Raw genomic sequence first — 26,153 nt, 5'->3', positions numbered from 1 at the left:
GCGCGTCAGCGCGTCAGGGTGTCGGTGTGACGGTCCACTTCCCGTTCGTGGCGATCGCGAGGATGCCCGGCAGATCGGCCTCGAAGGTCTCGGAGAACGCCTCCGTGTCGCCGTAGATCCGGGTGGCGTCCGAGGTCGTGAAGACGCGGAGGCCGAAGCGGTCGTCCGCGCTGGCCGGCGTGTAGTCGACCTTCACGTGCCCGACGTCGTCGGAGAAGAACAGCACGGCGGGACCGGTTCCGGACTGTGGGCCGGACACCGTCGCCAGGTCGTTCCAGCTGCGCAGCGTGAGCGACCACGGGCCGTCGGCCTCGATGATGAGCATCTGCTGCTCCGGGTCGTTCTTGAGGACGCTGGTCACGAACGACGCCTCGAGGGGTGCCCGAGCGGAGCCGAACGGTGACATCCGCCCGGGTGCCGTGATGGTCGCGGTACCGGTGCACCCCGAACAGTCCAGGTCGGCGACAACGCCGAAGTCCCCGCGGACCCGGAACGCGATGTCCGAGGGGCCGATGCCGGAGACGGTCGCGGGAGCACCCTCGGCGACGTCCCCCGCGTCGATCGTGACACCGGTGAGTTCGGCGACCGGCGGGGCCGTCGGTGTGGGGGTGGGGGTCGGCGTGGGCGTGGCACGGGCGGTGGGCGTGCGGTGCGGCGTTGCCCGTCGGCTGGATGCCGTGTCGGAGCCGGTGCTGCCCGGCAGCATCGAGCAGCCGGTCACCAGCAGCAGAGCGGTAAGGACGACCGCCGTCGCGGTCGCTCGCCGGGTGCGCCCCCGGCGCGGGTCGTCCGTGTGTTCCCCCATGCCGCAAGCGTGCCACAGGCGGGGGCCCCGCGATCGAGCCTTAGCAGGCGCTCAGGCCATCGCGGGCTGGCGTGCCTCGTGCTTCCAGAACCCCGAGAACGTGATGCGGGACTTCGGCAGCCCCGCACGGTGCAGGTGCCGGCGCCCCTCGGTGGCCAGGCGGGACTCCCCCACGACGAACGCGTATCCGCGGTCGTCGGAGGGCACGTGCCGCTGCAGTTCGGCGAGCGCCGCACGTCCGGGGACCGCGGCGGCGTCACCGCGGACGAGCCAGGTGACGGTGACACCGACCGGGGCGTCGAGGTCGCGGATGTCGAGCGCCGACGGGACCTCCTGGATGATGCGGCCGACGGCGTCCCGCGGCAGGGACCGGGCGATGCCGACGACGGCGGGCAGGCCGGTCTCCTCGGCGGCGATGACGACCTCGCTGGCGTCGTCGGGGCAGTGGAAGATGCAGCCCTGGTCGAGGAGCGCGAGTTCGTCGCCGGGCCGGGCACCGCAGGCCCAGATCGCGGCGCGGCCCTCGAGCTGGCCGTCGGCGCCGGTGTGCACGACGAAGTCGATGTCCATCTCGCCGAGTTCTGGGCGGTGTCCGGCGACGGTGTAGTTCGCGCAGTGCGGTCGGGCGTCCTCGGCGATGCGGAGGTACTGCGGCCACCACTTGGCACCGTCGAGCTCGGGCATCACGAAGGTGTCCTGCTCGGGGCGCTGCAGGAACAGGCGGAACCAGTGGTCGAAGCCGAGGAACGGGAAGTCGCGGATCTCGTCGCTCGCGATGGTGACGCGGTGGATCGACGGGGTGTGCCGTTCGGTGCGGACGACACTCGCCCGGAACAGCCGCGGGTTCTCGGGCATCAGCCTCGGGATCTTCGCCATGAGGGAAGGCTAACCTAATATGGCTTCCGTGCCACCCCCTCCCCTCGCCGTCCCGACCGCGCCCGCCGCCCTGCCCGGAGCGGTGATCGGCGCCTCCGGGGTGCACCGTCGGACGGCTCGACGCCGTGTCGCGATCCTGCTCGGCCTCGCCGTGCTGGTCGTCGTGGCGGCGGTCGCGAGCATGCTCCTCGGCAGCAACCAGATCGGTGCCGACCGCGTGCTCGCGGGCCTGATGCGCACCGGTTCGGGGACCGACGAGGCGATCGTCTGGGGCTCCCGCGTCCCCCGCACCCTGATCGGCGCGAGCGTCGGGGCAGCCCTGGGGATCGCCGGACTGCTCATGCAGGGGCACACGCGCAACCCGCTCGCCGACCCCGGCCTGTTCGGCGTCTCCGCCGGTGCGGGTCTGGCGGTCGTGCTCGGGGTCTTCGTCTTCGGCGTCACGAGCACCAGCGCCTCGGTCTGGTTCGCGCTCGTCGGCGCGGTCGTCGCGAGCGTCGTCGTCTTCTCGGTGACGGTCGCCGGCAGCGGGACCGCCAGTCCGGTGCCGCTCGCCCTGGCCGGAGCCGCGGTGTCCGCACTGCTCGGCGCACTGACGTCCTTCATCGTGCTCACCGATCAGGACTCCCTGGACGCCTACCGCCTCTGGGTCGTCGGGTCCCTGTCCGGTCGGCAGCTCGACGTGCTCGCCGCCGCGTGGCCGTTCATGGCCGTCGGCCTCGTGCTCGCGATCTGGAACACCCGGGCCCTCGACGCGCTCGGGCTCGGGTCGGAGCTGGCGAAGGGCCTGGGCGAGGACCTGCTCACCGCGCGGCTCGTCGGCCTCGGCGGCATCACCCTGCTGGCCGCAGGCGCCACCGCCGCGGCCGGTCCGATCGCCTTCGTCGGGCTGACCGTGCCGCACGTCGCCCGCGCCGTGGTCGGGACCGGGCACCGGTGGACCCTGCCGGCGTCGGCGTTGCTCGGGGCGGTGCTGGTCCTGGCCGCGGACGTCGTCGGTCGCCTGATCGGCGGGTTCGCCGAGGTCGAGGTCGGCATCGTCCTGGCCGTCATCGGCGGTCCGGTGTTCGTCGCCGTCGCCCGTCGCCGATCGCTGGTGTCCCTGTGAGCGCCACGACGCGGGTCGACACCGACGTGCCGACCGCCGACCCCACCACCGGCGGGCCGACGCCGACCGCCACGCGCACCGCCACCGGCCCCCGCCGCGGCATCCGCATCGGCCCGGTCGGTCTGGCCTGGCGCCCCCGCGTCCTCACCACCTCGGTCGTCGCGGTCGTCGCGGCCCTGCTGCTCGTCGTCCTCGGCGTCGCGATCGGCTCGACGTTCATCGCCCCGGGCACCGTCGTCCGTGCGCTGCTCGGCCTGGAGTCCGGCCCGGACCAGTTCATCGTGACGACCCTGCGCCTGCCCCGGGTCCTGACCGGAGCGCTCGTCGGTGTGACCCTGGCCGTCGCCGGTGCCCTGACCCAGACCTTCACCCGCAACCCGCTCGGCACGCCGGACATCATCGGTGTGACCTCCGGCGCGAGCGTCGGCGCGGTGGCGGCGGTGGTCCTCGGCGGCGGCAGCTCCTCGATCAGCGCCCTCGTCCTCGGCGGCGGCATCCCGGTCGCCGCGACGATCGGCGCCCTGGTCGCGGCGACCATCGTCTACGGGCTCGGCTGGCGCGGCGGCGTCCAGAGCCACCGGCTGATCCTGGTCGGCATCGGGGTCAGCGCGACCCTCGACGCCGTCACGAGCTACCTGCTCGTCCGCGCGAAGATCACCCAGGCCACCGCCGCGTCGCAGTGGCTCGTCGGCAGCCTGTCGAGCACCTCGTGGACGACGGTGTGGCCACTGCTGGTGATCGCCGCGGTCGGGGTGCCGATCGCCCTCGCGACCTCGGGCGCGCTCGGCATCGGGCAGCTCGGCGACGAGGTCGCCACCGGCGTCGGCCTGGGCGTCCAGCGGCACCGGCTGCTCGTGATCGGCCTGGCGGTCGTCCTGACCGCCGCCGCGGTCGCCGCCGCCGGCCCGGTCGGCTTCGTCGCGTTCGTGGTCCCGCAGATCGCACTGCGGATCGCGGGGACGAACCGGCCACCGCTGCTGCTGTCGGCAGCGCTCGGCGCGGTCCTGGTCCTCGGCGCGGACCTGCTCGCCCGCTCGGCCTTCCCCTGGCAGGTGCCGGTCGGCATCGTCACCACCGTGATCGGCGCCCCCTACCTGATCTGGCTCCTCATCCGTCACCGCAAGGAGATGTCCCGATGACCACGACGACCCACTCGGCACCGGCCGCGACGCCGGCCGTCGGTCGCGGACACGCCGCCCCCGTCCTGGAGGCCCGTGGCCTGTCCGTCGGGTACGACCGGACCCCGGTCATCCGCGACCTCGACCTGACGATCGAGCACGGCACCGTGACGACGTTCCTCGGCGCGAACGGGTGCGGCAAGTCGACGCTCCTCAAGGCGCTCGGCCGGGTGCTCAAGCCGCAGGCCGGCGAGGTGCTCCTGGACGGCCTGCCGATCCGGAAGGAGCCGAACCGTGCGGTGGCGCGGAAGCTCGCGATCCTGCCGCAGTCGCCGCTCGCCCCGGCCGGCACGAGCGTGCTCGACCTGGTGATGCGCGGCCGGAACCCGCACCAGTCCTGGGCCCGCCCGTGGACGGCGGAGGATGCGGCCGTCGCCGAGGACGCCATCGCGGCGACCGGTCTGACCGAGGTCGCCCACCGCGACGTCGCGAGCCTGTCCGGTGGGCAGCGCCAGCGCGCCTGGATCGCCCTGGTCCTGGCGCAGCGGGCGGACACCCTGCTGCTCGACGAACCCACCACCTACCTGGACCTGGCGCACCAGCTCGACGTCCTCCGCCTCGTCCGCCGGATCAACCGCGAGCAGGGCTCGACCGTCGTGATGGTGCTGCACGACCTGACGCTGGCCGCGCGCTACTCGGACCGGCTCGTGGTGCTCCACGACGGCGGTGTGGTGGCCGACGGCACGCCCGCCGAGGTCCTCACCCCGGCCGTCCTCGAGCAGGCGTTCGGCCTGCACGCCCGCGTGGTGCCGGACCCGGTGACGGGCGCGCCCATGGTGGTCCCGGAGGCCGACGAGCACGACGTCTGACGTGCCTCCCGGCCGGGATCCGACCCGGAACTGGTGCATCGATACGGGTTAGGTTAGGCTCACCTAACGTGAACACTCTCCGCCGCGGCACGGTCCGTGCCGCCCTCCTGACCGCCGTCACCGCGACGGCCCTCATCCTCACCGGCTGCTCGAGCACCGGCGGATCCGACGACGCCGGCAACGGCACGAGCGCGTCCTCCCGCGCCTGGTCGTACGAGGACGCCACCGGAGCCACGGTGAAGGTCGACCACACCCCGAAGCGCGTCGTGGTCCTCAACGACATCGCGATCTCGTTCATCGAGTACGGCCTGCGCCCGGTCGGCACCTTCGGCCAGCTGACCATGGCGAAGGACCAGCGCTTCAAGGGTCTGGACACCGACGGCATCACGCAGCTCGGCAACGCCTACGGCGACATCGACCTCGAGAAGCTCGCGGCCCTGAAGCCCGACCTCATCGTCACCTCGGTCTACCCGACCGACGCCAAGGGCACGCTCGACACCACGCAGCCCGGCTACGGCTTCAAGGACAAGGAACAGCAGGAGCAGGTCGCCGCCATCGCGCCGATCGCCCAGGTCAAGTGGGGCGGCGAGGGCGAGGACGTCATCGAGCACATCGCCGACCTCGCCGAGTCCCTCGGGGCGAAGGAGACCACCGTCGAGGCCGCCGAGAAGGACTTCGACACCGCCAAGGGCGCCCTGCAGCAGGCCGCGAAGAAGAGCGACCTCTCCATCGTCTCGATGTACGCGGACGGCGACGGTGCCTACGTCACCCGCCCGTCCGACGAGCCGACGCTGCAGATGTACACCGACTTCGGCGTGGACTTCGTCGTCCCGAAGCCCAAGGGCTGGTACTGGGGCATCTACAGCTGGGAGAACGCGGGCCAGATCACCGGTGACGTGATCCTGCTCTCGCAGCAGGGCTACCAGGTCGCGGACCTCGAGAAGCAGCCGACGTTCGCCGACAACGCCGCCCTGCGGGCCGGCCAGGTCCACAGCTGGACCTTCCCCGCGCTCGACTACGCCTCGCAGGCCGACTACATGACCAAGCTCGCGGGCTGGATCGCGGAGAGCAAGCCGGTCTCCTGACGCGACCGCACGACGCAGTCGGGAGGCTCCTCACCAGCCGGTGGGGAGCCTCCCGTTCCGTCGTCAGCCCGCTCCGGGTCAGCCGCGCAGGCCGGCGACGGCGGTCTTCGTCGCCGCGGCGACGAGCGCGTCGACCGGATCCGCGTCCGCCCGCGACCGACTGGTCATCACGACGAGCACGATCGGGGTACCGCCGGGCGGGGTGACGATCCCGACGTCGTTCCGGACACCGTACGAACCGGTACCGGTCTTGTCCGCGACCGTCCACCCGTCCGGCACACCGGCGCGGATCGTCGCGTCACCCGTGGTGGTGCCGGCCATCGTGTCGACGAGCAGCTTCCGGTCCTCCGGCCGCAGCGCGTCGCCGAGCAGCACGGTCCGCAGGTCCGCCGCGAACTGCGCCGGCGTGGTCGTGTCACGTTCGTCACCCGGGGTGGCCTCGTTGAGGTCCGGCTCGACCCGGACGACCTGCGTCACCTGGTCCCCGATCCCCCGGAGCCACTGCTGCACGACCGCCGGACCCCCGACCCGGGCGACGAGCAGGTTCGCGGCCGTGTTGTCGCTCGACCGCAGCATGGCGTCGAGGAGCGCCCGGACCGTCATGCCCGAGCCGACGTGCTGCGAGGTCACCGGTGCGTAGGAGAGGACGTCGTGCTGCTCGATCGGCACGACGGCGTCGAGATCGTCCGCCCCGGCGTCGTCGAGCACGGTCGCGGCGATGAACACCTTCGCGGCCGACGCGAACGCGAAGCGCTCCCCCGCCCGGTGCGTGACGGTCGCACCACTGCCGGTGTCGATCGCGACGAGCCCCAGGCGGGCGTCGTCCCGGGTCTCCAGAGCGTCGAGGGCCCGGGCGGTCGCCGCGCTCGTCGTGCTCGCGTGGGTCGGTGCCGCGGGGGTCGGCGTCACCGCGTTCGTCCCGGCCCGGGAGGTGGGCGCGCTACCGCGGAGCCCGACCACCGTCGTCCCCGACTGGCAGCCGGTCAACGCGATCGCCGACGCGACGACGAGCGCGGTCGCGATGGTGGCCCTCGTCCGATCCGGCATCGTCACACGATAGTGCGGCGATCCTGCCCGTGGCCGAGTGCACCTGCGCGCTCCCGCAGGTCCGCTCGCACCGATCGGGGGACGAACCTGGGCATCGACTCCAGGAAGGTGCACCGAGTGCATCGATGCACCTAGTGTCTTCACCGTGACCCTCTCACCCGACCGCCGTGCTGCCCTCAAGGCACGGCACCGGGCCGCGATCCTGCAGGCCGCTCGCGACCTGATCGACGAGCGCAGCGGCGAGTTCAGCGTCGACGAGCTCGCCGCCCGCGCCGACGTCGCCCGACGCACGGTGTTCAACCACTTCGCCTCGCTCGACGAGATCCGCCTGTCGGTCTGCGAAGAGGTGCTGTCGGTGATCATCGACCAGTTCCTCGCCGAGATCGCGAACACTCCGGTCGGTGACGGCAGCCGTGCCGCGATGTTCGACGAGCTCGAGTCCGCCGCCCGCGGCACCGACCTGCCCGGCGCGATCGTCCGCCTGCACCGGATCCTCGGCGAGCCGGAGGAGGACGACCCGAAGGCGGCCGCCCTCACGCAGACCGCGTTCGCCCGCGTGACGGGGCGCCTCCGGAGCGAGGTCGCCCGCCGGCACCGCGCAGCTGATGCCCTGGACACCGCACTCCTGGTGGACTCGTTGATGAGCGGCATCGTCGTCATCGCCGACCACTGGCTCGCGACCACCGGCCCCCGCCTGGACGACCAGGCCCGGGACGACTGGGACGCCCTGCTCGGACGGCTCGTGCACAGCGTCCGCAGCGGGTACCTGCCCGAGCACTGACCACTCGACGTCCTCCCTGGGGTCCACCGGCGCACCCCGTTCGACAGCACCACCCACGATGAAAGGAACGGGGCCCAGCATGGCCGGTCTCCTCTACCGCCTCGGTCGCTTCGCGGCCCGCCGACACTGGTCGGTGATCATCGCCTGGATCGTCCTCATGGCGATCGCCGGTGTCACCTTCAGCCTGTTCTCGGGCACGATCTCGTCCTCGATCACGATCCCCGGCACGAAGACCAGCCAGGTGCAGGACGAGCTGGCCGACAAGTTCCCGAGCGCGAACGGCGGCAACGGCACGCTCGTCTTCCAGACGACCGACGGCAAGGCCTTCTCGGACAGCCAGAAGGACGGGGTGCAGTCGTTCCTGACCGACCTCGAGGACCTGCCCGGCGTCAAGGGCACCACCGACGGCTTCGCCACCCAGCAGCGACTCGACGACCAGCGCCAGAAGATCGTCGACGGCCGCAAGGAGATCTCCGACGGCCGCCAGAAGCTCGAGGACGGGCAGCAGGAACTCGACGCGCAGAAGACCCAGCTCGAGTCCGGCCAGCAGCAGATCAAGGACGCCCAGGCGCAGCTCGACGCGAAGAAGGCCCAGGCGCAGGCGCAGGCCCAGGCCGCCGGAGCCGCTGCGGCCGCCAGCGCCGCAGCGCAGGCCCAGGCGCAGGCCGGCCAGCAGCAGCTCGCCCAGGCACAGGCGCAGATCGACGCCCAGCAGCAGCAGCTGACCGCCGGCGAGCAGAAGATCGCCGACGCGCAGAAGACGATCGATGCGAACACGAAGAAGCTGGCGGAGAACGAGAAGGACCTCGAGCAGGGCTCCGACCTGCTCGACCTGTCGAAGGACATCCGCTTCGTCTCGTCGAACGACTCCGCCGCCATCGGCACGGTGCAGTTCACGAAGTCGACGTTCGAGGTCCCGCAGACCACGAAGCAGGAGATCTCGGACCGTGCGGACGCCGCGAAGATCAGCGGCGTCGACGTCTTCGTGTCGAACGACATCGCGCAGGGCGTGCCGTCGATCCTCGGACCGGGCGAGATCATCGGCGTCATCATCGCCGCGCTCGTGCTGTTCCTCATGCTCCGCACGGTGATCGGTGCCGCGATCCCGCTGCTCAGCGCCGTGCTCGGTGTCGGCGTCGCGACCCTCGCCTCGCTGTCCTTCTCCGACCTGGTCGAGTTCATCTCGGTCACGCCCGTGCTCGGGGTGATGCTCGGGTTGGCGGTCGGCATCGACTACTCGCTGTTCATCCTGAACCGCCACCGGACCCAGCTGAAGCAGGGCATGGGCGTGCACGAGTCGATCGGGCTGGCGAACGGCACGTCCGGCAACGCGGTGGTCTTCGCGGGCACCACGGTCATCGTGGCGCTGCTCGCGCTGAACATCACCGGCATCCCGTTCCTCGGCCTGATGGGCACGGTCGGTGCGGTCGCGGTCCTGTTCGCGATCCTCATCGCCACGTCCTTCACCCCGGCCCTGCTCTCGCTGCTCGGCCTGCGGGTCCTCCGGAAGAAGGAGCGGCAGCAGATCGGGCACACCGGCTCGGTGCCGGTGCCGAACAAGCCGATGTCGACCTGGCGTGCCGTGATCACGCTCGTCGCGGGCATCGCCGTCCTCGGCACGATCGCGCTGCCCGCCACGCAGATGCGCCTGGGTCTGCCGTCCGGCTCGTCCGAGGCGGTCGAGTCCAGCCAGTACAAGGCGTACAAGACGCTCGAGAAGGAGTTCGGCGCCGGCCAGAACGGCCCGCTGCTCGTCGTCGCGACGCTGCCGAAGGCGGTCGGCAAGGACGACGTCACCGGCACCGAGGTCACCATCGGCCAGGCGCTGTCGAAGAACGACGACGTCGACGCCGTCCTGCCGATCGGCGCGTCGAAGGACCGCTCGATCATCGCGTTCCAGGTGAAGCCGAACGGCGGCCCGGACAGCGTCTCCACCGAGACGCTCGTCAAGGACCTCCGCGCGCAGAACGTCTCGACCGACGACGGCACGGTGGAGCTCGGCGTCGCCGGCAACGCCAGCGCCAACATCGACGTGTCCGAGAAGCTCGCGAACGTCCTGCCGCTCTACCTGGCGGTCGTGGTGGGTCTGTCGCTCATCATCCTGATCATCGTGTTCCGGTCGTTCCTGGTCCCGATCACGGCGACGGCGGGCTTCATCCTGTCCGTGCTCGCGTCGTTCGGTGGGCTGACCGCGATCTACCAGTTCGGCTGGCTCGGCAGCGTGTTCGGCGTGCACGACCCGGCGCCGATCCTGAGCTTCCTGCCCATCATCGAGATCGGGATCCTGTTCGGTCTCGCGATGGACTACCAGCTCTTCCTGGTCTCCGGCATGCGCGAGGCGTACGCCCACGGGGCCAGCGCGAAGGTCGCGGTCCAGCGTGGTCTGCACGCCGGTCGCGCCGTGGTCACGGCAGCCGCGATCATCATGATCTCGGTGTTCGCCGGGTTCATCTTCTCGGACTCGTCGACGATCAAGCCGATCGGGTTCGGGCTCGCGTTCGGCGTCCTGCTCGACGCGTTCGTGGTCCGGATGCTGCTGATCCCGGCCGTGATGCACCTGCTCGGGAAGAGCGCCTGGTGGATCCCGAAGTGGCTCGACCGGATCCTGCCGGACGTCGACGTCGAGGGCGCCAAGCTCGAGCGCATGCAGCCGGCGACGCAGCACGCATCGTCCACCGCAGCGGGCGAGGGCGACGCGCACCACGGGTCGCACGCCGCCCCGGCGGAGCCGGACGCGCCGACCCACGACTCGGGTCACTCGCCCGCGCACCGCGCGTAGGCACCAGCGTCACCCCGGGAGGCCCGGTGCCGGTCCACGAGACCGGCACCGGGCCTCCCGTCCGTCGCCCACCCCGCGCCACCCCCGCGGAACACCGGTGTTCGTCGATCACATCGCGCAGATGCGCGGCGCAACAGACGAACACCGGTGTTCCGCCGCCTCGATGCCAGCCGCTTCGTGCACGAAGGGTACGGTGGGCGCATGCTCCACACCGAGATCGACCCGCTCTCCCTCGACCGGCAGCTCTGCTTCGCCCTCGCCGCCACGAGCCGCAGTGTGGTCGGCCTCTACCGCGAGCACCTGGAACCGATGGGCCTGACGCACCCGCAGTACCTCGTCATGCTGGCACTGTGGGAGCGTGACCCCCGCTCGGTGCGCGAGATCGCGGGCGAACTCCGACTCGAGTCCGCGACCTTGAGCCCCTTGCTGAAGCGTCTCGAAGCCTCCGGGTACGTCCGTCGCGGCCGCAGCCCCGAGGACGAACGACAGCTCGCGGTGTCCCTGACCACGGCCGGACGAGCCCTCCGCGACCGGGCCGAGGCGGTCCCCGTCGCGGTCGCCGCCCAGCTCGGGTGGCCGGTGGCGCGGCTCGAGGCCCTGAAGGACGAGCTGACGGCACTGCTCGAGGTCGTCGACCACGGCTGACCTGTCCGTCCCGCGGAACAGCGCGTACACTAATGGTCAGGGCACGAACGGAAGGGTGACCATGGGACGCTTCGCGCAGTGGTACGAGCGGTGGAACACGACGCTGATCGACAAGATGGGCCCGTCGCAGATCGGCGCCGGACACCCCGAGGGGCTCGACGACCGCACGGTCGACCGCGGCTGCCCGATCTGCCACCAGCCGCTGTCCCTGCACACCGTGATCCGCCCCGAGGGCCAGGTCCGCTCCTCCACGCTGGTGTGCCCGCGCTCCTGAGCGCACCGGCCGGCGCCCGAGTACCGGCCGCCGCCCGCGCACCGGCCGGCCTCACCGAGTTGGAATACGCAACACGATGCCGACGTTGCCGCTCGGCGTGAAGCTCTTCGAACCCACCGCCCTCGGCGCACTCCGACTCAGCAACCGCATCGTCATGGCCCCGCTCACGCGCACCCGCGCCGGCGAGCACGGGATCCCCAACGACCTGCTCGTCGAGCACTACGCGCAGCGCGCGACCCTCGGCATGATCATCACCGAGGGCACCTGGCCCGTGCAGGAGGGCCGCTCCTACCCCGGCCAGCCCGGCATCGAGACCGACGAGCAGATCGCCGGCTGGCGTCGCGTCGCCGACGCCGTCCACGAGCGCGGCGGCACGATCGTCATGCAGCTCATGCACGGTGGTCGCGTCTCGCACCCCGCGATCTCGCAGACCCCGCGCATCGTCGGCCCGAGCGCCGTCGCCGCCCCGGGTCAGACCCACCTGGCCGACGGCTCGAAGGCCGACATGCCGGTCCCGCACGGGCTGACCACCGACGAGGTCGCCGAGGCAGTCCAGGGCTTCGTCCAGGCCGCCCGCAACGCCATCGCCGCCGGCATCGACGGTGTCGAGGTGCACGGCGCCAACGGCTACCTGGTGCACGAGTTCATGTCGAGCCACTCGAACACCCGCACAGACCAGTACGGCGGCTCGGCCGAGAATCGTGCCCGCTTCGCCGTCGAGGTCACCACGGCCGTCGCCGAGGCCGTCGGCGCGGACCGCACCGGCATCCGCCTGTCGCCGGAGCACGGCATCCAGGGCGTCATCGAGGACGACGCCGACGACGTGCGCGCCGTCTACTCCGCGATCGCCGAGGGCCTGGCGCCGCTCGGGCTCGCCTTCATCGACGTCCTGCACGCCGAGCCGACCGGTGAGCTCGTGCAGCACATCCGCCGCACCGCGGGCGCCCCGTTCGTCGTGAACTCGGGCTTCAGCGCGATGACCACGCGCGACGAGGCCATCGCCGTCGTCGACGAGGACGTCGCGGACGCCATCGCCGTCGGCCGTCCCGCGATCGCGAACCCGGACCTCGCCGAGCGCTGGGAGCAGGACGCCGAGCTCAACGAGCCCCGCCCCGAGCTCTTCTACGGTGCGACCGCCGAGGGCTACACCGACTACCCGACCCTCGCCGAGGCGCGCACGTCGGTCGCGTAGTCCGCACCGCACGACGGGAGCCCCGGCCCCGGCCCCGGCCCCGGCCCCGGCCCCCAGCGCGAGCCGGACCCGCACAACAGGAACCCGCTCGAACCATGGTCTCCCATGGTTCGAGCGGGTTCCTGTTGTGCGCAGCCGATCGGCGCCAGCCGTCCGGCGCGCGGCGTTCGTGCGACAGGCCGTCGAGCAGCAGGGCCGCCATCGCGACGGGAGGCCCGGTGCCAGCTGGCACCGGGCCTCCCGTCGTTCCCGGCTCAGGTCGCACCCGGGTCAGGTCGCACCCGACTCAGCACACACCCGACCGGGCCGCACTCGACAGAGGCCGGTCCTGGTCGGCGCCGTCCCAGAGGTCGCCGCACTCGACCGGCTGCGCCCCCGCTGACCGGAGCCAGGGACCGGCGCCACGGTCGCCGCCCGCCGCCGCAGCGATCGCAGCCCGGAGCGATGCGCCGAGCGCTCCCCAGTGGTCGCGGCCGACGAGCACCGGGTGCCCTGGTCGGCCGTCGTGCACCGCCCGCCGCAGCGACGCGTGGTCCGGAGCCGCGCGCCCGCGGGCGTCGAGCACCCACCGGACCGCAGCGGCGGGCAGCCCGGGCAGGTCCACGAGCGTGACGAGCACGGCCGTCGCGTCCGGGTTCTCGGCCGCCGCCGCCAGACCGGTCAGCAGCGAGGCGGACGGACCGCGCTCCCAGTCGTCGGCGACCACGCTGCGGACCGCCGGCCGGTCGGGGACCAGGGCACGGGCCTCCCGGCTGGCGGCACCGAGGACGACGACGACCGCATCGCACCCGCCGTCGAGCAACGCGGTGACCGCCAGGTCGACCCAGGGTCGGCCGTCCGCTCGTCGGACCAGCGCCTTCGGCCGACCCATCCGGGTGCCCGCGCCAGCCGCGAGGACGACGCCGACCACCCGGCCGACGCCGACCACCCGGCCGGGCCCCGCGCTGGCAGTCGTCACGTGGTCGCTCAGACGAACCCGGGCACGGCGAGCCAGGCGGCGGGGGCGTCCTCGATGCCGTCCCGGACGACCGTGCCCGAGATCAGGCCGTAGGGGCGGTCCGCGGCGAAGAAGACCTCGCCCGGGTTGTCGAGGCCGAACGGTGCCAGGTCGACCAGGAAGTGGTGCTTGTTCGGCATCGAGAAGCGCACCTCGGCGATCTCGGGGAACGCCTCGATCGCGGTGCGGCCCATCGCGAACAGGGTCTGCTGCAGCGCGAACGAGTGCAGGTCGGCGAAGGTCTCGAGCATCCGTGCGAGGACGCCGGCGTGCACCGCGTCGTAGTCGATGCCGGCGGCGACCGCGTCGGGCAGGTACCGCCAGCGGGCCGTCACCGAGGTCGCCAGGATCCGGTCGTCGGTCTCGGCGAGGGTCGTGTAGCCGTCGCGCGGGAAGCCGTGGAACTCGCTGCCCGTGGACTTCAGCACGGTCAGGTCGGTGACGCCCGCGATCACGTGGACGTCGTCGCCGTCGACCTGCACGACGGCGGTGCGGGTGCCGGCGCCGGCGCGGACGAAGGCGTGGTCGTGCTCGCGGCCGGCGACCGTGATGCGCTCCCAGGTGTGCTGCTCGGCCGAGAGGGTGGCGCCGTCGTACCAGTCGAACGCGGTGGTGAAGTGGCGTCCCAGGCGGAGCAGGAACTCCTCCGGGCTGTGCACACCGTGCTCGCGGGCGAAGGCGTAGACGGTGTTCTTCTGCGAGTCCGTCGCCAGGACCTTCGCGTTGTCGCCGTCGGTGTACGAGTCGGCGAGCGCCGTGCCCCGCAGCTGGGTCGTGACGGTCAGGTCCTCGATCTCGTGGCGGTCGGTGTCGCGGGTGATCCGGACCAGGCGGACCTCGGCCTTGCCGTACTGGTTGGCGCCGAGGTGGACCGTGGTGGGGGCGGGTGCCGTGGCGGGTGCCGTGGCGGGTGCCGTGGCGGGTGCCGTGGCGGGTGCCGTGGCGGTGGCGCTGTCGGGGGCGGTGCTGGTGTCGGTCATGGGGTCAGCTCCCTCGGTAGGTGGAGTAGGCGAACGGACTGAGCAGGAGGGGGACGTGCAGGTGCGGCGCGGGGTCGTCGGGCCCCTCGGTCGTTCCGGGCGTCTCGGGCACGGTGATCGTCACGGTCACCCGCGGGTGGAACGTGCCGGTGTCGAGCGCCGCCCAGTACGCGCCCGTGGCGAAGGACAGGGTCCACTCCCCCGGAGCGAGCAGATCCGGTCCCAGGCTGCTGATCCGACCGTCGGCATCGGTGCGACCGGAGGCGACGAGCACCCCGGCGGCGTCGGTCAGCGAGACGGCGACCCCGGCGGCGGGCCACCCGTTCGTGGTGTCGAGCACGTGGGTGCTGAGGTGGCTCACCGGACGCTCCGGTCGAGTCGGAGGAGGGCGATCTCCCGCAGCTGGTCGGCGACCTCGACGCGCTCGGCGGCGTCGTCGTTCTCCATCCGTCGGCGGAGCTCGGCGAGCACCTGGTCGGCGCTGCGACCGGCAGCGCGGATGAGGAACACCCGGTCGAAGCGGGTCTCGTAGGCGGCGTTGCCGGCCCGGAGCGCGGCCGCGGTGTTCGCGTCGGCACCGGCGGACGCGGCCTGTTCCAGCCGGGAGGCTGCTGCCGCGGCCCCGTCACCCACCGGCCGGTCCCCGATCCGCGGGTGCTCGGCGAGCGCGGCGTCGACCTCGTCGTCGGTCCAGGTCCGGGCGAGCCGGTCGGCCGCGGCGGCGAGGGCGTCCGCCGATCCGTACGGGCGGCCGGCGAGGACGGCGTCGACCCACCGGGGCACCGCGGCCCACGACGTGACGAGGGCCCGGGCAGCGTCGTCGTCGAGCCGGTCGAACGCGAGGGCGCTGCCGGTGGTCGCGGATGCCTGGGTGACAGCGCCGGACGTGGCGGTGTCGGACGGTGGAACGGTCATGTCCCGGAGGATGGCACCCCCGTGTTTCGGGGAGAGGTCGGGCAGGTCACGGGTCCGCTGCACCACCCGACCGCGGCTGTTCCTTCCCCGTAACGACGCTGAAACACCGGTTCCCTAGCGTGGCCGACATGGCATGGAACCGGGGCATGATCGCGCACGGCCGACGAGTCGGTGCGCTCGTCGACCCCTGCCGCCCTGCCCTGATCGGACCCGTCCATGGACCTCGTCTCCGTCCGCACCGTGCGGACCCCGTCGCACCGCGACGACCTCGTCTTCGCACCCGGTGACCGCCCGCTCGGTGGCGGCACCTGGCTCTTCTCGGAGGAGCAACCCGGCCTGACCGGGCTCGTCGACCTGACGACGCTCGGCTGGCCCGACGTCGAGCGGACGCCCGGCACGCTGACGATCGCGGCGACGTGCACGATCGCCGCGCTGCTCCGGGTGCAGCCGGACCCCGACTGGGTCGCCTGGCCGCTGGTCGACCGGTGTGCGAACGCGCTGCTCGCCTCGTTCAAGGTGTGGAACGCGGCGACCGTCGGCGGGAACGTGGCGGTCGGGTTGCCGGCCGGGGCGATGACGGCGCTCCTCGTCACGCTCGACGCGACCGCGGTTGTGTGGACGCCGGACGGCGGGGAGCGCCGCGTCCCCGTGGACCGGCTCGTGCTCGGGGTACAGACGCTCGACCTCCGGCACGGCGAGGTGATCCGGGCGTTCGAACTGCCGGAAGAGGCACTGCGGGCGACGACCGGGTTCCGCCGGGTGTCGCTCAGCCCGCACGGCCGGTCGGGCTCGCTCGTCACCGCACGGTGGTCGGCGGCGGGCTTCGTGCTCGTCGTCACGGCGGCGACCCCGCGGCCGGTGGTGTTCCGGTGGTCGTCGGTGCCGTCGGCCGGCGAGGTGGACGCAGCACTCGACGCCGTCCTGGGCGCGGACGAGGACTGGTACGACGACCCGCACGGATCCCCCCGGTGGCGACGAGCGGTGAGCAGCGTCTTCGCCCACGAGCTCCGGGACGAAGCGGCCGAGGCAGCGGCCGCACCGGGAACACCCGCAACGACGGCGGGCACCCGATGAGGCTCGAGGTGGACGGCGCACCGCTCGAGGTCGCGCCGCAGCCCGGACAGGTCCTCCGCACGCTCCTCCGCGACCACGGCGTGACCTCGGTGAAGAAGGGCTGCGACGCCGGGGACTGCGGTGCCTGCACGGTCCTCGTCGACCAGGTACCGGTGCACTCCTGCATCACCCCGGCCCACCGGCTCGAGGGCCGCTCGGTCACCACGGCCGCCGGTCTCGGCACCCCCGAGGACCCGCACCCCGTCCAGCGCGCGTTCGCCGAGGCACCCGGGTTCCAGTGCGGCTTCTGCACGGCGGGCTTCGTGGTCACCGCGTCGACACTGACCGAGGACGACCTGGCCGACCGGCACCGGAAGCTCAAGGGGAACCTCTGCCGCTGCACCGGGTACCGGGCGATCGAGGACGCACTCGACGGCGTCGCGAACACCTCGTGCGCGGCACCGGGCGCGGCGATCGGCACCTCGGTCGCCGCCCCCGCCGCCCGGCGCATCGTCACCGGCCGCGAGGAGTACACGCTGGACATCCCGGGCGACGGACTCCGGCGGACCGAGGCGCTCCTGCACCTCGCCGTCCTCGGCAGCCCGCACCCGCACGCCCGCATCACCGCGATCGACACCGCCGAGGCCTCGGCCCTGCCCGGCGTGCACGCCGTACTGACCCACCACGACGACCCCGGCGTGCTGTTCTCCACCGGCCGACACGAGTCCCGACTCGACGACCCCGACGACACCCGCGTGCTCGACCCGGTGCTGCGGTTCCGCGGCCAGCGCGTCGCCGCCGTGGTCGCCGACAGTGTCCGGATCGCCGAGCAGGCGTGCGCCCTGGTCCGGGTCGAGTACGAGGTCCTCGACAGCGTCCACGATCCCGACGCCGCACGCCGACCGGATGCCCCGCTCCTGCACGGTGACAAGACGACGGCCGAGCACCGGATCGCCGAGCCTGCGCGGAACGTGGTGGCGAGCCTCCACGGCGGGACCGGCGACGTCGAGACCGCACTGTCCGCGTCGGCCGCGACCGTCGACGGGGTCTGGACCACCGGCCGCGTCTCGCACGCCGCCCTCGAGACGCACGCGACCCGCGGGTGGGTGGACCCGGACGGGAGGCTCGTGCTCCGGACCGCCACGCAGGTCCCGTTCCTGGTGCGGGACGAGGTCGCCCGCGTCTTCGCGCTCGACCCGGCCCGGGTGCGCGTCGTCGCGAAACGGGTGGGCGGCGGCTTCGGCGGCAAGCAGGAGCTGCTCACCGAGGACCTCGTCACCCTGGCGGTGCTCCGGACCGGCCGCACCGTGCAGTTCGAGTTCAGCCGCCGGGACGAGTTCACGGTCGCGCCCACCCGGCACCCGATGCGTGTCCGGGTCCGGCTCGGTGCCGATGCGGACGGCACGCTCACGGCGCTGCACGTCGACCAGACGATGGACACCGGGGCGTACGGCAACCACGGCATCGGCGTGATGTTCCACTCGGTCAGCGAGTCCGTCGCGGTGTACCGCTGCCCGGTGAAGCGCGTCGACGCGGAGTCGGTCTACACGAACAACCTGCCCTCGGGGGCGTTCCGCGGGTACGGGCTCGGGCAGGTGGTGTTCGCGATCGAGTCGGCGATGGACGACCTGGCCCGGGAGCTGGACATCGACCCGGTCGACCTCCGGCGGCGGAACGTCGTCGTGCCGGGTGACCCACTCGTCGTCACCGACCCGCACGAGCAGAGCGACCTGCAGTGGGAGGGCAGCTACGGGCTCGACCAGTGCCTGGACCTGGTCGAGGACGCCCTGGCCGGCCCGCTGCCCGAGGTGCCGCGGATGGACGGGCCGGTGGTGGACGATTCTGCCGACTGGGCGTTCGGCACCGGTGTCGCGCTCGCGGCCATCGCCACCATGCCGCCCCGCGGCCACCACGCACACACCTGGGTCGAGCTGGTGTCCGGCGGCCGGTACCGGATCGGCGTCGGCACCGCCGAGTTCGGCAACGGCACCACCACCGTGCACACGCAGCTCGTCGCCACCGCACTCGGCACCACGCCCGACCGGGTCGACGTGCACCAGTCCGACACCGACGCCACCCACCACGACACCGGGGCGTTCGGGTCCGCCGGGGTCGTCGTCGCCGGCCGTGCCCTGTACGCGGCCGCGCAGGCACTCCGCGACGACCTGACCGCCCGGGCCCTGGCACTCGTCGCAGCCCGCACGCCACGCACCGCCTCCGGGGTGCTCGGTCCCGCGGTCACCGTCGAGCCCGAGGGCGTCCGCGTCGGCGACGAACTCGTCGGACACGCCGAACTGCTGGCCGAGGGGCCGCTCGTCGCCCACGCCAGCCACGACGGCACCCCGCGCTCCCTCGCGTTCACGGTGCACGGCGCCCGGGTCGCGGTGCACCGACCGACCGGCGAGGTCCGCATCCTGCAGAGCGTGCAGGCCGTCGACGCCGGCACCGTCCTCAACCCCGAACAGCTCCGCGGCCAGGTCGAGGGCGGTGCCGCACAGGCGATCGGGTCGACGCTCTACGAGGAAGTCGTGCTCGACGACACCGGCCGGGTCACCACCGACGCCTTCCGCTCCTACCGGGTGCCGAAGATCTCCGACGTGCCGCGCACCCGGGTGCTGTTCGCCGAGACACACGACCCGCTCGGACCCCTCGGCGCGAAGTCGATGAGCGAGGCGCCCTACAACCCCGTCGCCCCGGCCGTCGCCAACGCCGTCCGCGACGCGATCGGCATCCGGCCGTACCGCCTGCCGATGACCCGCGACCGGGTGTGGGCGCTGCTGACGGACGCGACCGACGCCGGAGGTGCCTGATGTTCGAACTGGCACCGCGCCTCCTGGCCGTGCTCGACGGCGGCGACCCGATCGTCGTCGCGACCGCCGTCGACGTGCAGGGCAGCGCGCCGAGCGGCACCGGCACCTCGATGGCCGTGCTGCCCGGCGGTGAGGTCGTCGGCACGATCTCCGGCGGGTGCGTCGAGGGGGCGCTGTACGACACCGCCGAACAGGTCATGGCGACCGGCGTCCCGGTCCTGGAGCGGTTCGGGTTCGAGGACCCCTCCGACCCGCTGGCCGACTGGGCGCCGGGTCTCCGGTGCGGGGGCCGGGTCGAGGTCCTCGTGCGCCGCGTCCTGCCGACCGACGCCGTCGTCGTCGACGCGCTCCGCGCCGCCGCTGCCGGGACGCCGACGTCGCTCGCCCTGTCGCTCGACGCGGCCTCGCTCGGCACCGTGGTGACGGCGTCGGACGGCTGCCGGACCCGCGTCTTCACCGAGTACGCCGGCGGACGGGCACGGTGCATCGTCGTCGGCGCGGTCGAGTTCGCCGTCGCCGTCACGAACACCGCGGCGATGCTCGGCTACGCGGTGACCGTCGTCGACCCGCGGCCGGTGTTCCTCACCGACCAGCGGTTCCCGGCGGCGCAGGAGCGGGTCGTCGGGTGGCCGCCGCGGGTCCTCGCCGACACCGCGATCGGGCCGGACACCGTCGTCATCGTGCTCACCCACGACGAGCGGTTCGACGCCGAGGTGCTCGACCTGGCGCTCCGTCGTGGTGCCGGGTACGTCGGGGCGATGGGGTCCCGGGCGACGCACGAGCGGCGGCTGTCGGTGCTGCGGGAGCTCGGGACGCCCGGCACCGAGCGGCTGCGGTCCCCGATCGGCCTCGACATCGGCGCTGAGACGCCCGCCGAGATGGCGCTGTCGATCATGGCCGAGGTGGTGGCGGTCCGCCGCGGTGCCTCGGGCGGCGCGCTCGTCGACGGCAGCGGACCGGTGCACCGGCGGGCGGTCGCCGCCCGCTGAGCCACGACCGCGTGCTCAGGGACCGGCCGACAGCCGCCCGAGCAGCGGGAACCAGTGCCGCTCGGCCAGCACGGACCCGGTCCCGCCGTCGACCCACTCGCCCGGGACGACGGGACGGGCCACGGCCGTCCAGACCGCGAAGGCAGCGACCGGTGTCGGCCACTCGTACTCCGGTGTCGGCACCCTGACCGTGTTGCGCACGGCCCCGACGTACCGGAGCGGCACGGGACCACCGACCACGTGACGGGTGAGTGCCGCGATGGCGAGCACACCGTCGTGGTCGTCCGGACCGACGCGCGCCGTCGGCAGGTCGAGCTTGCCGGACCCGTCGCGACGTGTGCAGAAGACGCGGTGGCCGTCGGTCAGCAGCAGGCGGACCAGCCCGGTTGGACCGAGCACGGGGCCGCCGAGGACGACGTCCGCGACACCGCCCGGCGGCAGCCACGGGGCGTCGACGGTCGACGCGATGACCTGCGGGGCGTCGTCCTGCACCGGACGAGGGTACCGAGCGGACGCACCCGAGGGGGCGTCACGCGACCGCACCACGCGACGGGACCTCAGCCGACGGGGGTGAGTCGCGCCTCCCGGCCGTGGTCCGGTACCGGACTGCCCGAGCCGGACACGGGCAGGGTGAGCACGAACGCCGCGCCGTCCAGGACGAGCGGGTCGGCCGCGACCAGCTCGCCGCCGGACGCACGCGCGATCCCGCGCGCGATCGGCAGGCCGAGCCCGGCGCCGCCGCTCCGGTCCTCGCGTCCGTCGTCCAAGCGGACGAGTCGGTCGAAGACGCGCTCCCGGTCCGCGAGCGGGATGCCGACGCCGTCGTCCTCCAGCCGGACCACCGCGGTGTCCGCACCGGCGGCAGCCAGGAGCGTCAGCAGCAGGTGGCCGTCACCGCCGGTCGCCCGGGCGGCGTTGTCGGCGAGGTTGCCGAGCACCTGGGCGATCCGGTCCGCGTCGAGCAAGGCCGGCACCGGATGGTCCGGCACCCGCACGTCGAGGCGCACCGACGGCAGCCGCAGGACCAGCCGTTCTGCCTCAGCCGTCAGGAACGCGGCCAGGTCCACCGGTCGGCGGTCGAGTTCGATCCCACGATCCAGCCGCGCCATCGTGAGCATGTCGTCGACGAGCCGGGAGGCGCGCCCCGCCTGTCGCACGACGTGCACCGCGAGCTGCTCCTGCTGCCCGCCCTGCACGCCCGCGCGGATCAGCGTCTCCGCGGCCGCCCGGACCCCGGCGACCGGGGTGCGGAGTTCGTGCGCGGCGTCGGACAGGAACGCCCGGAGGCGCAGCTCGGCCTGGACGGCGGAGTCCTCCGCACCCTCAACGGCGTCGAGCATGGTGTCGAGGGCGGTCGCGACGCGGCCGATCTCGGTGTCGTTCCGGTGCGGGCGGAGGCGTCGGCCACGGTCACCCCCGGCGATCGACATCGCGGTCGACGTCACGACGTCGAGTGGTCGGAGCGCCCGGCGAACAACGAGGGTGACACCGACGACGGCGACGACGAGGAACCCGGCGGACGCGGCGCCCATCACCCAGCCGAGTGTCGACAGGGTGGACTGGACGTCGCGCGTGCCGGTCGTCAGGGTCAGGACCGTGCCGTCGTCGAGCCGCGACCGAAGGGTCAGGACACCGTCGTCCTCGGAGGTCGTCGAGGACACCACGGACGCGCCGTCCGCACTGCCGGTCGTGGTGCGGCCCGTGCCTGTGCCGGTGCCGGTGCCGCCAGCAGCTGCCCCCGGGCCCGACCCCGGCGCGGGCAGGCTCCCCGGGTCGGGTGGTCCGGCGCGGAGCTGCTCGGGCGACGGGCCGGCCTGCACCTCGGCACCGTCGGGCTGCACGATGCGGACGGACAACCCCTGCATGGACAGCCGGTCGGCGAGGTCGTCGGCGTCGACCGTCCCGACGAGGGCCGCCGCCGCGGACGCCCGGTCCCGCAGCCGGTCGACGGTCTGCGCGCGGAGCTGATCACCGAGCAGGACCTGCACCGCGACGCACAGCCCGCCCAGCAGGACGGCCAGGAGCACCACGATCGCCACGACGGTCCGCAGGCGGAGGGACGTGGTGCGGAGTGCGGGCGGCGCGGCTGTCACAGCCGGTTGCGTGCTGTGACTGACCACGACCCGGCGGCGGCTCACGCGGCGACCCGCTCGGCGCTCATCCGGTAGCCCAGCCCGCGGATCGTGTGGATGAGGCGTGGGCCGTGCGCCTCCATCTTCCGCCGCAGTGCACTGAGGTGCACCTCGACGATGTTCGGGTCGATGTCGTCGTACCCCCACACCTGCGTCAGGATCTGCGCCTTCGACAGCGTCCGGCCACGACCCTCGGCCAGGAAGCAGAGCAGCCGGAACTCGGTCGCGGTCAGGTCGAGCAGCGCACCACCGCGGCGGGCGGTCGCGCCGTCCGGGTCGACGACCAGGTCGCCGACCTCGACCACGGACGGGATCCGCCCGCGCCGCCGCAGGACCGCGGTGACCCGGGCCACGAGCTCCGCCATCGCGAACGGCTTCACCACGTAGTCGTCGGCCCCCTCGGCGAACCCGCGGAGTCGGTCCTCGAGTTCGTCCCGCGCCGTCATCATCACCACGGCCGCGTCCGACACCGACCGCACGCGGGCAGCCAGCACGATGCCGCTCGCACCGGGCAGCATCCAGTCCAGCACCACCAGGTCGGGGCGCCCGGAGGCCAGGTCGTCGACGAGGGTGTCGCCGTCGCCGGCGGTGCGCACGGCAAACCCCTCGGCGCGGAGGCTCGAGGCGACGGCGGTGCGGATGGACTCGTCGTCGTCGACGACGAGGATGCGGGCGGGGAGGGTCACGCCGGGAACCGTAGGCGTCCACTGCGAGCAAGGAGCATGGAACGACCTGGGCAACGCCTGTGCTTCAGTTCTGCTTCAGACACGACTTCCAGCGTGGTCCACAGCGAGCCGGACGGGTTCGTCACGACCACGAGGAGCACCCCGATGCACCAGAGCAACCAGCCCGACGACCAGAACGACCGCAACCGCAACCGGAACGACCAGCCCACGGAGCAGTACCCCGTGGACCACTTCGCCGCGGCGCCCACCACAGCACCCGCAGCCGACCGCACCGCCGGACGACGACGCTTCGCCCGCCGCGCCGGCATCGGTGCCGCGGTCGCCGCCACCCTCGTCCTCGGCGGGGTCGGCGTCACCGCGGCGATGGCTGCCGGTCCGGGTGACGGTGGGAACAGCAGCGTCACCGCGCCGACCGGGGCGCCGAGCGGAGCACCGTCCGGGGCGCCCACCGGTGCGCCGACGGGAGCGCCGAGCGGTGCGCCCGCCGGTCCGGGCGCAGCCGGTGGTGCAGCCGGCGGCCCGGCAGGTGGCCCCGCCGGTGGTCCGGCAGCCGGGCCCGGAGCCGGTCCGGCCGGCGGAGCCGCCACGTGCGGTCCCGACGGAGCAGCACCGAAGGCAGACGGGAAGGTGCCGACGCCGCCGAAGGGCGACGGCAAGGCGCCGACTCCCCCGGCGACGGACGGCTCGGCGCCGACCCCGCCCGCCCCGGCTGACGCCCCCACCGGTGCCCCGAGCGACGCACCGAGCGACGCACCGACGTCAGGTTCCTGACGCGACCGGGCCGGGAGGCGCGGTGCGGGTCCGACCCGCACCGCGCCTCCCGGCTGGTCCGGACCGGACCGGCCGGATCCGCTCGGTCGGTCTCGCGGAGGAAGCGGGGTGCGGGATCGATCGCCGCCGGGAAGGCACGGATGTCCAGCCCCACCGTCGTGGCGATGACCGTTCCGATCGACTCGGGGCTCAGCCCGCTCGTACCGGCGCGCGTCCCGCGGTAGCCGTACCCGGCGTTGGGTCCGGTGACCCAGGTGACCTGGTGCGCGGCCCCTCCATGTTGTGCACCATCTCGCGCTCGTCTATCAGCGCAGCGCAACCCAGACGGGGAACGCTGACGCGGCGCTCCATGCCTGGGGCCGGCATGCGGCCGGGTACGGTACGGGCGCGATGACGTCGGCGGCGTCGTCGCCGGAGTGCAGCTCCGGCATCCGGTAGTCGAAGGTGACTGCGGCGCGGAGGAGGCCCTCGGCGAGCGTGCGGGCCTGGTCAGTGAGGCCGGCGCGCGTGAGGCCGTCGATGGCGATGGCGGTGTCGTGGGTCCAGACGCTGCCGCCGTGGTAGCTCAGCGGCCAGAACCCACCGGCGGTCGTCGAGAGGGTGCGGAGACCGAAACCGCTTGCCATGTCGGGAGCGACGAGCCGATCGGCGATGGTGCGCTCCTCGTCGGCGGAGAGCAAGCCGGTGCCGACGAGGTGGCCGATGTTGCTGGTGACGGTGTCGACGGGCCGCTTGTGGACGTCGAGGGCGATGGCCGGGTACGCGCTGATGCTGTCGGCCAGCCAGAACTGGTCGCGGAACTTCGTCTGCAGCGTCGCTGCCCAGCTGCGCCACGCGTCGCCACCGTCGCGGTCGAGAGCGTCGAGGATGTCTGCGCCGTGGACGGCTGCTTCGTAGGCGTAGGCCTGCACTTCGCAGAGCGCGATCGGCCCGTCAGCGAGGCTGCCGTCGTGCCACTGGACACTGTCGCCGGAGTCCTTCCACCCTTGGTTCGCAAGGCCACGGCCGGACTCGTCGACGTACTCGAGGAAACCGTCGCCGTCGGAGTCGCCGTAGTCGCGCATCCACGCCAGCGCCTGTTCGAGGGCCGGGACCAGCGCGCGTACTTCCTCCTCCGGCATGCCGGCGCGCCAAGCGTCGTGGAGCAGACAGATCCACAGCGGGGTCGCGTCGATGGTGCCGTAGTACAGCGGGGACAGGGTGAGCTCGTCGTTGTCGATCGCGAGGGACTCTGAGCGGATCTCGTGCATGATCTTGCCCGGCTGCTCCGCGGTGACCGGATCGACCTTCGTTCCCTGCAGTGAGGCGAGCACGCGGAGCGTGGATGCAGCGAGCTCTGTGGTGACGGGGAGCAGGAACCGTGCCGCCCAGATCGAGTCCCGCCCGAAGAGGGTGAAGAACCAGGGTGCGCCGGCTGCGAGGAACTCGTCCTGCCCGCCGGTGAGGCGCATGCGGAGGTTGTCGAGGTCGGTGGATGCCTGCTCGAGCCAGGCCTGGAGGCGGTGGTCCGCGACGCCGGTCGGCGTGGTCCAGGGGCGCGCAGCGGTGACACCTTCGACGACGGTGTCGTCGGTCGTGCTCGTCACGGTGTACCTGAAGACTGCCGGGCGCCCCGCGGTGGCGGTGTCGGTCCAGGTCACGACGACGTCCGTGGCGTCGATGGTGATGACGGCTCCGGGCGCGGTGAGGGTGACCGTGGTCAGGTCCGAGCACCATGTCGCTCCGGTCGGGGTTGTGTCCGGCTGCGCGCCCGTCGGTGCGGCACCGCTCTTGATGGCGTCCATGCCGGTGGCGTCGGTGGTGATCCGGATCGTCAGCGTGACGTCGACCGGGCTGGTCTGCCGGGTGGTGACGGTGTACTGCTCGTCGATGCCGTCCGTGCGGGTGCTGCGGTCGTGGTCGAGCCGGGTGTCGGGATCGGCGCCGGGAGCGTCGAGGCCGCGGAGGAGCGCGGTGCAGCGGGTGTGTGCGCCGTCGCGACGTGCGGTGGCGATGTGCTCGACGTCAGTGCCTGCCACCGTGGTGCGGATGGCGGAGACGATGCGCTGGTCGCCGGTCCAGTAGCCCTGCACCGGGAAGCTGCCGATACTGCCATCCGGGGCAGCCCAGACATGGGTGGGGGCGGTGAGGGTGACGAGCGCATCGTGCAGGAGCGGCTGCTTGGGTGCGGAGCTCGGGGTGGTCGGGGCGGGTGCGGGAGGATTCACAAGCGTCATCGACGGAAGCTTTCGTGTGGTGGGT

General features: G+C 73.0%; 24 protein-coding genes. 13 read left to right on the top strand and 11 right to left on the bottom strand.

All coding sequences use genetic code 11. From position 1 onward, the window contains the following. Positions 1 to 13: 13 nt before the first annotated feature. Together JOD51_RS04335 and JOD51_RS04330 are read right to left on the bottom strand one after the other, a co-directional pair. Positions 14 to 805, bottom strand: a complete 792-nt coding sequence (locus JOD51_RS04335) for a hypothetical protein (RefSeq protein WP_204607186.1) — start codon at positions 803 to 805, stop codon at positions 14 to 16. Between the two features lie 51 nt (positions 806 to 856). After that, on the bottom strand, positions 857 to 1,681 hold the full coding sequence (locus tag JOD51_RS04330; protein ID WP_204607185.1) for a siderophore-interacting protein: 825 nt from the start codon (positions 1,679 to 1,681) through the stop codon (positions 857 to 859). Positions 1,682 to 1,709: 28 nt separating this feature from the next. On the opposite strand from JOD51_RS04330, the gene JOD51_RS04325 reads away from it, so the two are divergent. The 4 genes from JOD51_RS04325 (at position 1,710) to JOD51_RS04310 (ending at position 5,861) form a co-directional block, all read left to right on the top strand. Continuing rightward, a complete protein-coding gene (locus JOD51_RS04325) occupies positions 1,710 to 2,789 on the top strand; it encodes a FecCD family ABC transporter permease (RefSeq protein ID WP_259558719.1) in 1,080 nt (359 codons plus the stop codon). Continuing rightward, positions 2,786 to 3,928, top strand: coding sequence for a FecCD family ABC transporter permease (locus JOD51_RS04320; protein ID WP_259558717.1), 1,143 nt, complete (start codon positions 2,786 to 2,788; stop codon positions 3,926 to 3,928). The genes JOD51_RS04325 and JOD51_RS04320 overlap by 4 nt, the downstream gene beginning before the upstream one ends. Next, a complete protein-coding gene (locus JOD51_RS04315; RefSeq protein WP_239539773.1) occupies positions 3,925 to 4,776 on the top strand; it encodes an ABC transporter ATP-binding protein in 852 nt (283 codons plus the stop codon). Before JOD51_RS04320 ends, JOD51_RS04315 begins: the two co-directional genes overlap by 4 nt. A 68-nt stretch (positions 4,777 to 4,844) precedes the next feature. Further along, positions 4,845 to 5,861 carry an ABC transporter substrate-binding protein gene (locus JOD51_RS04310; RefSeq protein ID WP_204607183.1) on the top strand — a complete coding sequence of 339 codons (1,017 nt, stop codon included), beginning with the start codon at positions 4,845 to 4,847 and terminating at the stop codon, positions 5,859 to 5,861. Positions 5,862 to 5,939: 78 nt separating this feature from the next. Here the strand turns inward: JOD51_RS04310 and bla are convergent, their stop codons facing one another. Next, complete coding sequence (gene bla, locus JOD51_RS04305) at positions 5,940 to 6,908, bottom strand: class A beta-lactamase (protein WP_204607182.1); 969 nt, start codon at positions 6,906 to 6,908, stop codon at positions 5,940 to 5,942. A 145-nt stretch (positions 6,909 to 7,053) separates the two neighbouring features. On the opposite strand from bla, the gene JOD51_RS04300 reads away from it, so the two are divergent. The 5 genes from JOD51_RS04300 (at position 7,054) to JOD51_RS04280 (ending at position 12,579) form a co-directional block, all read left to right on the top strand. Continuing rightward, positions 7,054 to 7,689, top strand: coding sequence for a TetR/AcrR family transcriptional regulator (locus JOD51_RS04300; RefSeq protein WP_204607181.1), 636 nt, complete (start codon positions 7,054 to 7,056; stop codon positions 7,687 to 7,689). A 79-nt stretch (positions 7,690 to 7,768) separates the two neighbouring features. Then, positions 7,769 to 10,468, top strand: coding sequence for an MMPL family transporter (locus JOD51_RS04295; protein ID WP_204607180.1), 2,700 nt, complete (start codon positions 7,769 to 7,771; stop codon positions 10,466 to 10,468). A gap of 201 nt (positions 10,469 to 10,669) precedes the next feature. Next, the gene (locus JOD51_RS04290; protein WP_204607179.1) at positions 10,670 to 11,113 is read left to right on the top strand and encodes a MarR family winged helix-turn-helix transcriptional regulator; all 444 of its coding nucleotides are present in this window, start codon (positions 10,670 to 10,672) and stop codon (positions 11,111 to 11,113) included. 61 nt (positions 11,114 to 11,174) lie between these two features. Beyond that, on the top strand, positions 11,175 to 11,387 hold the full coding sequence (locus JOD51_RS04285; RefSeq protein ID WP_204607178.1) for a hypothetical protein: 213 nt from the start codon (positions 11,175 to 11,177) through the stop codon (positions 11,385 to 11,387). Positions 11,388 to 11,484: 97 nt separating this feature from the next. Continuing rightward, positions 11,485 to 12,579: an alkene reductase gene (locus JOD51_RS04280; RefSeq protein ID WP_204610805.1), complete on the top strand. Its 1,095-nt coding sequence runs from the start codon at positions 11,485 to 11,487 to the stop codon at positions 12,577 to 12,579. Positions 12,580 to 12,865: 286 nt separating this feature from the next. On the opposite strand, the gene JOD51_RS04275 is transcribed toward JOD51_RS04280, so the two are convergent. Genes JOD51_RS04275 through uraD form a run of 4 tightly spaced genes read right to left on the bottom strand, consistent with a single transcriptional unit; the run spans position 12,866 to position 15,471 of the window. Next, a complete protein-coding gene (locus JOD51_RS04275) occupies positions 12,866 to 13,537 on the bottom strand; it encodes a nucleotidyltransferase family protein (protein WP_259558710.1) in 672 nt (223 codons plus the stop codon). 8 nt (positions 13,538 to 13,545) lie between these two features. Beyond that, positions 13,546 to 14,556, bottom strand: coding sequence for a factor-independent urate hydroxylase (gene pucL, locus JOD51_RS04270; RefSeq protein ID WP_204607177.1), 1,011 nt, complete (start codon positions 14,554 to 14,556; stop codon positions 13,546 to 13,548). Between the two features lie 4 nt (positions 14,557 to 14,560). After that, positions 14,561 to 14,917: a hydroxyisourate hydrolase gene (uraH, locus tag JOD51_RS04265; protein ID WP_204607176.1), complete on the bottom strand. Its 357-nt coding sequence runs from the start codon at positions 14,915 to 14,917 to the stop codon at positions 14,561 to 14,563. Further along, on the bottom strand, positions 14,914 to 15,471 hold the full coding sequence (uraD, locus tag JOD51_RS04260) for a 2-oxo-4-hydroxy-4-carboxy-5-ureidoimidazoline decarboxylase (protein WP_204607175.1): 558 nt from the start codon (positions 15,469 to 15,471) through the stop codon (positions 14,914 to 14,916). Before uraD ends, uraH begins: the two co-directional genes overlap by 4 nt. 216 nt (positions 15,472 to 15,687) lie before the next feature. On the opposite strand from uraD, the gene JOD51_RS04255 reads away from it, so the two are divergent. Genes JOD51_RS04255 through JOD51_RS04245 form a run of 3 tightly spaced genes read left to right on the top strand, consistent with a single transcriptional unit; the run spans position 15,688 to position 20,323 of the window. Next, positions 15,688 to 16,545: an FAD binding domain-containing protein gene (locus JOD51_RS04255; protein ID WP_204607174.1), complete on the top strand. Its 858-nt coding sequence runs from the start codon at positions 15,688 to 15,690 to the stop codon at positions 16,543 to 16,545. Beyond that, positions 16,542 to 19,334: a molybdopterin-dependent oxidoreductase gene (locus JOD51_RS04250; RefSeq protein ID WP_204607173.1), complete on the top strand. Its 2,793-nt coding sequence runs from the start codon at positions 16,542 to 16,544 to the stop codon at positions 19,332 to 19,334. Before JOD51_RS04255 ends, JOD51_RS04250 begins: the two co-directional genes overlap by 4 nt. After that, on the top strand, positions 19,334 to 20,323 hold the full coding sequence (locus JOD51_RS04245) for an XdhC family protein (RefSeq protein ID WP_204607172.1): 990 nt from the start codon (positions 19,334 to 19,336) through the stop codon (positions 20,321 to 20,323). Before JOD51_RS04250 ends, JOD51_RS04245 begins: the two co-directional genes overlap by 1 nt. A gap of 15 nt (positions 20,324 to 20,338) precedes the next feature. Here JOD51_RS04245 and JOD51_RS04240 read toward each other — a convergent pair whose 3' ends face one another. From JOD51_RS04240 to JOD51_RS04230, 3 genes are all read right to left on the bottom strand, one after another. Further along, the gene (locus JOD51_RS04240) at positions 20,339 to 20,815 is read right to left on the bottom strand and encodes an NUDIX hydrolase (protein ID WP_204607171.1); all 477 of its coding nucleotides are present in this window, start codon (positions 20,813 to 20,815) and stop codon (positions 20,339 to 20,341) included. A gap of 65 nt (positions 20,816 to 20,880) precedes the next feature. Then, on the bottom strand, positions 20,881 to 22,416 hold the full coding sequence (locus JOD51_RS04235) for a HAMP domain-containing sensor histidine kinase (RefSeq protein WP_204607170.1): 1,536 nt from the start codon (positions 22,414 to 22,416) through the stop codon (positions 20,881 to 20,883). Between the two features lie 41 nt (positions 22,417 to 22,457). Next, the gene (locus tag JOD51_RS04230) at positions 22,458 to 23,141 is read right to left on the bottom strand and encodes a response regulator transcription factor (RefSeq protein WP_204607169.1); all 684 of its coding nucleotides are present in this window, start codon (positions 23,139 to 23,141) and stop codon (positions 22,458 to 22,460) included. A gap of 144 nt (positions 23,142 to 23,285) precedes the next feature. Between JOD51_RS04230 and JOD51_RS04225 the strand changes: the two genes are divergently transcribed. Further along, positions 23,286 to 23,912, top strand: coding sequence for a hypothetical protein (locus JOD51_RS04225; protein ID WP_204607168.1), 627 nt, complete (start codon positions 23,286 to 23,288; stop codon positions 23,910 to 23,912). Positions 23,913 to 24,217: 305 nt separating this feature from the next. On the opposite strand, the gene JOD51_RS04220 is transcribed toward JOD51_RS04225, so the two are convergent. Beyond that, positions 24,218 to 26,128, bottom strand: coding sequence for an amylo-alpha-1,6-glucosidase (locus tag JOD51_RS04220; RefSeq protein WP_204607167.1), 1,911 nt, complete (start codon positions 26,126 to 26,128; stop codon positions 24,218 to 24,220). Positions 26,129 to 26,153: the final 25 nt, after the last annotated feature.

Origin of the sequence: Curtobacterium herbarum, from assembly GCF_016907335.1 — a bacterium.
Lineage (GTDB): Bacteria > Actinomycetota > Actinomycetes > Actinomycetales > Microbacteriaceae > Curtobacterium > Curtobacterium herbarum.
This window is presented reverse-complemented; position numbering and strand designations above follow the sequence as displayed.

Coding starts and splice junctions, on each gene's coding strand:
- JOD51_RS04335 (WP_204607186.1), bottom strand. CDS start 805: ATGGGGGAACACACGGACGACCCGCGCCGGGGGCGCACCCGGCGAGCG.
- JOD51_RS04330 (WP_204607185.1), bottom strand. CDS start 1,681: ATGGCGAAGATCCCGAGGCTGATGCCCGAGAACCCGCGGCTGTTCCGG.
- JOD51_RS04315 (WP_239539773.1), top strand. CDS start 3,925: ATGACCACGACGACCCACTCGGCACCGGCCGCGACGCCGGCCGTCGGT.
- bla (WP_204607182.1), bottom strand. CDS start 6,908: ATGCCGGATCGGACGAGGGCCACCATCGCGACCGCGCTCGTCGTCGCG.
- JOD51_RS04295 (WP_204607180.1), top strand. CDS start 7,769: ATGGCCGGTCTCCTCTACCGCCTCGGTCGCTTCGCGGCCCGCCGACAC.
- JOD51_RS04290 (WP_204607179.1), top strand. CDS start 10,670: ATGCTCCACACCGAGATCGACCCGCTCTCCCTCGACCGGCAGCTCTGC.
- JOD51_RS04285 (WP_204607178.1), top strand. CDS start 11,175: ATGGGACGCTTCGCGCAGTGGTACGAGCGGTGGAACACGACGCTGATC.
- pucL (WP_204607177.1), bottom strand. CDS start 14,556: ATGACCGACACCAGCACCGCCCCCGACAGCGCCACCGCCACGGCACCC.
- uraD (WP_204607175.1), bottom strand. CDS start 15,471: ATGACCGTTCCACCGTCCGACACCGCCACGTCCGGCGCTGTCACCCAG.
- JOD51_RS04255 (WP_204607174.1), top strand. CDS start 15,688: ATGGACCTCGTCTCCGTCCGCACCGTGCGGACCCCGTCGCACCGCGAC.
- JOD51_RS04250 (WP_204607173.1), top strand. CDS start 16,542: ATGAGGCTCGAGGTGGACGGCGCACCGCTCGAGGTCGCGCCGCAGCCC.
- JOD51_RS04245 (WP_204607172.1), top strand. CDS start 19,334: ATGTTCGAACTGGCACCGCGCCTCCTGGCCGTGCTCGACGGCGGCGAC.
- JOD51_RS04225 (WP_204607168.1), top strand. CDS start 23,286: ATGCACCAGAGCAACCAGCCCGACGACCAGAACGACCGCAACCGCAAC.
- JOD51_RS04220 (WP_204607167.1), bottom strand. CDS start 26,128: ATGACGCTTGTGAATCCTCCCGCACCCGCCCCGACCACCCCGAGCTCC.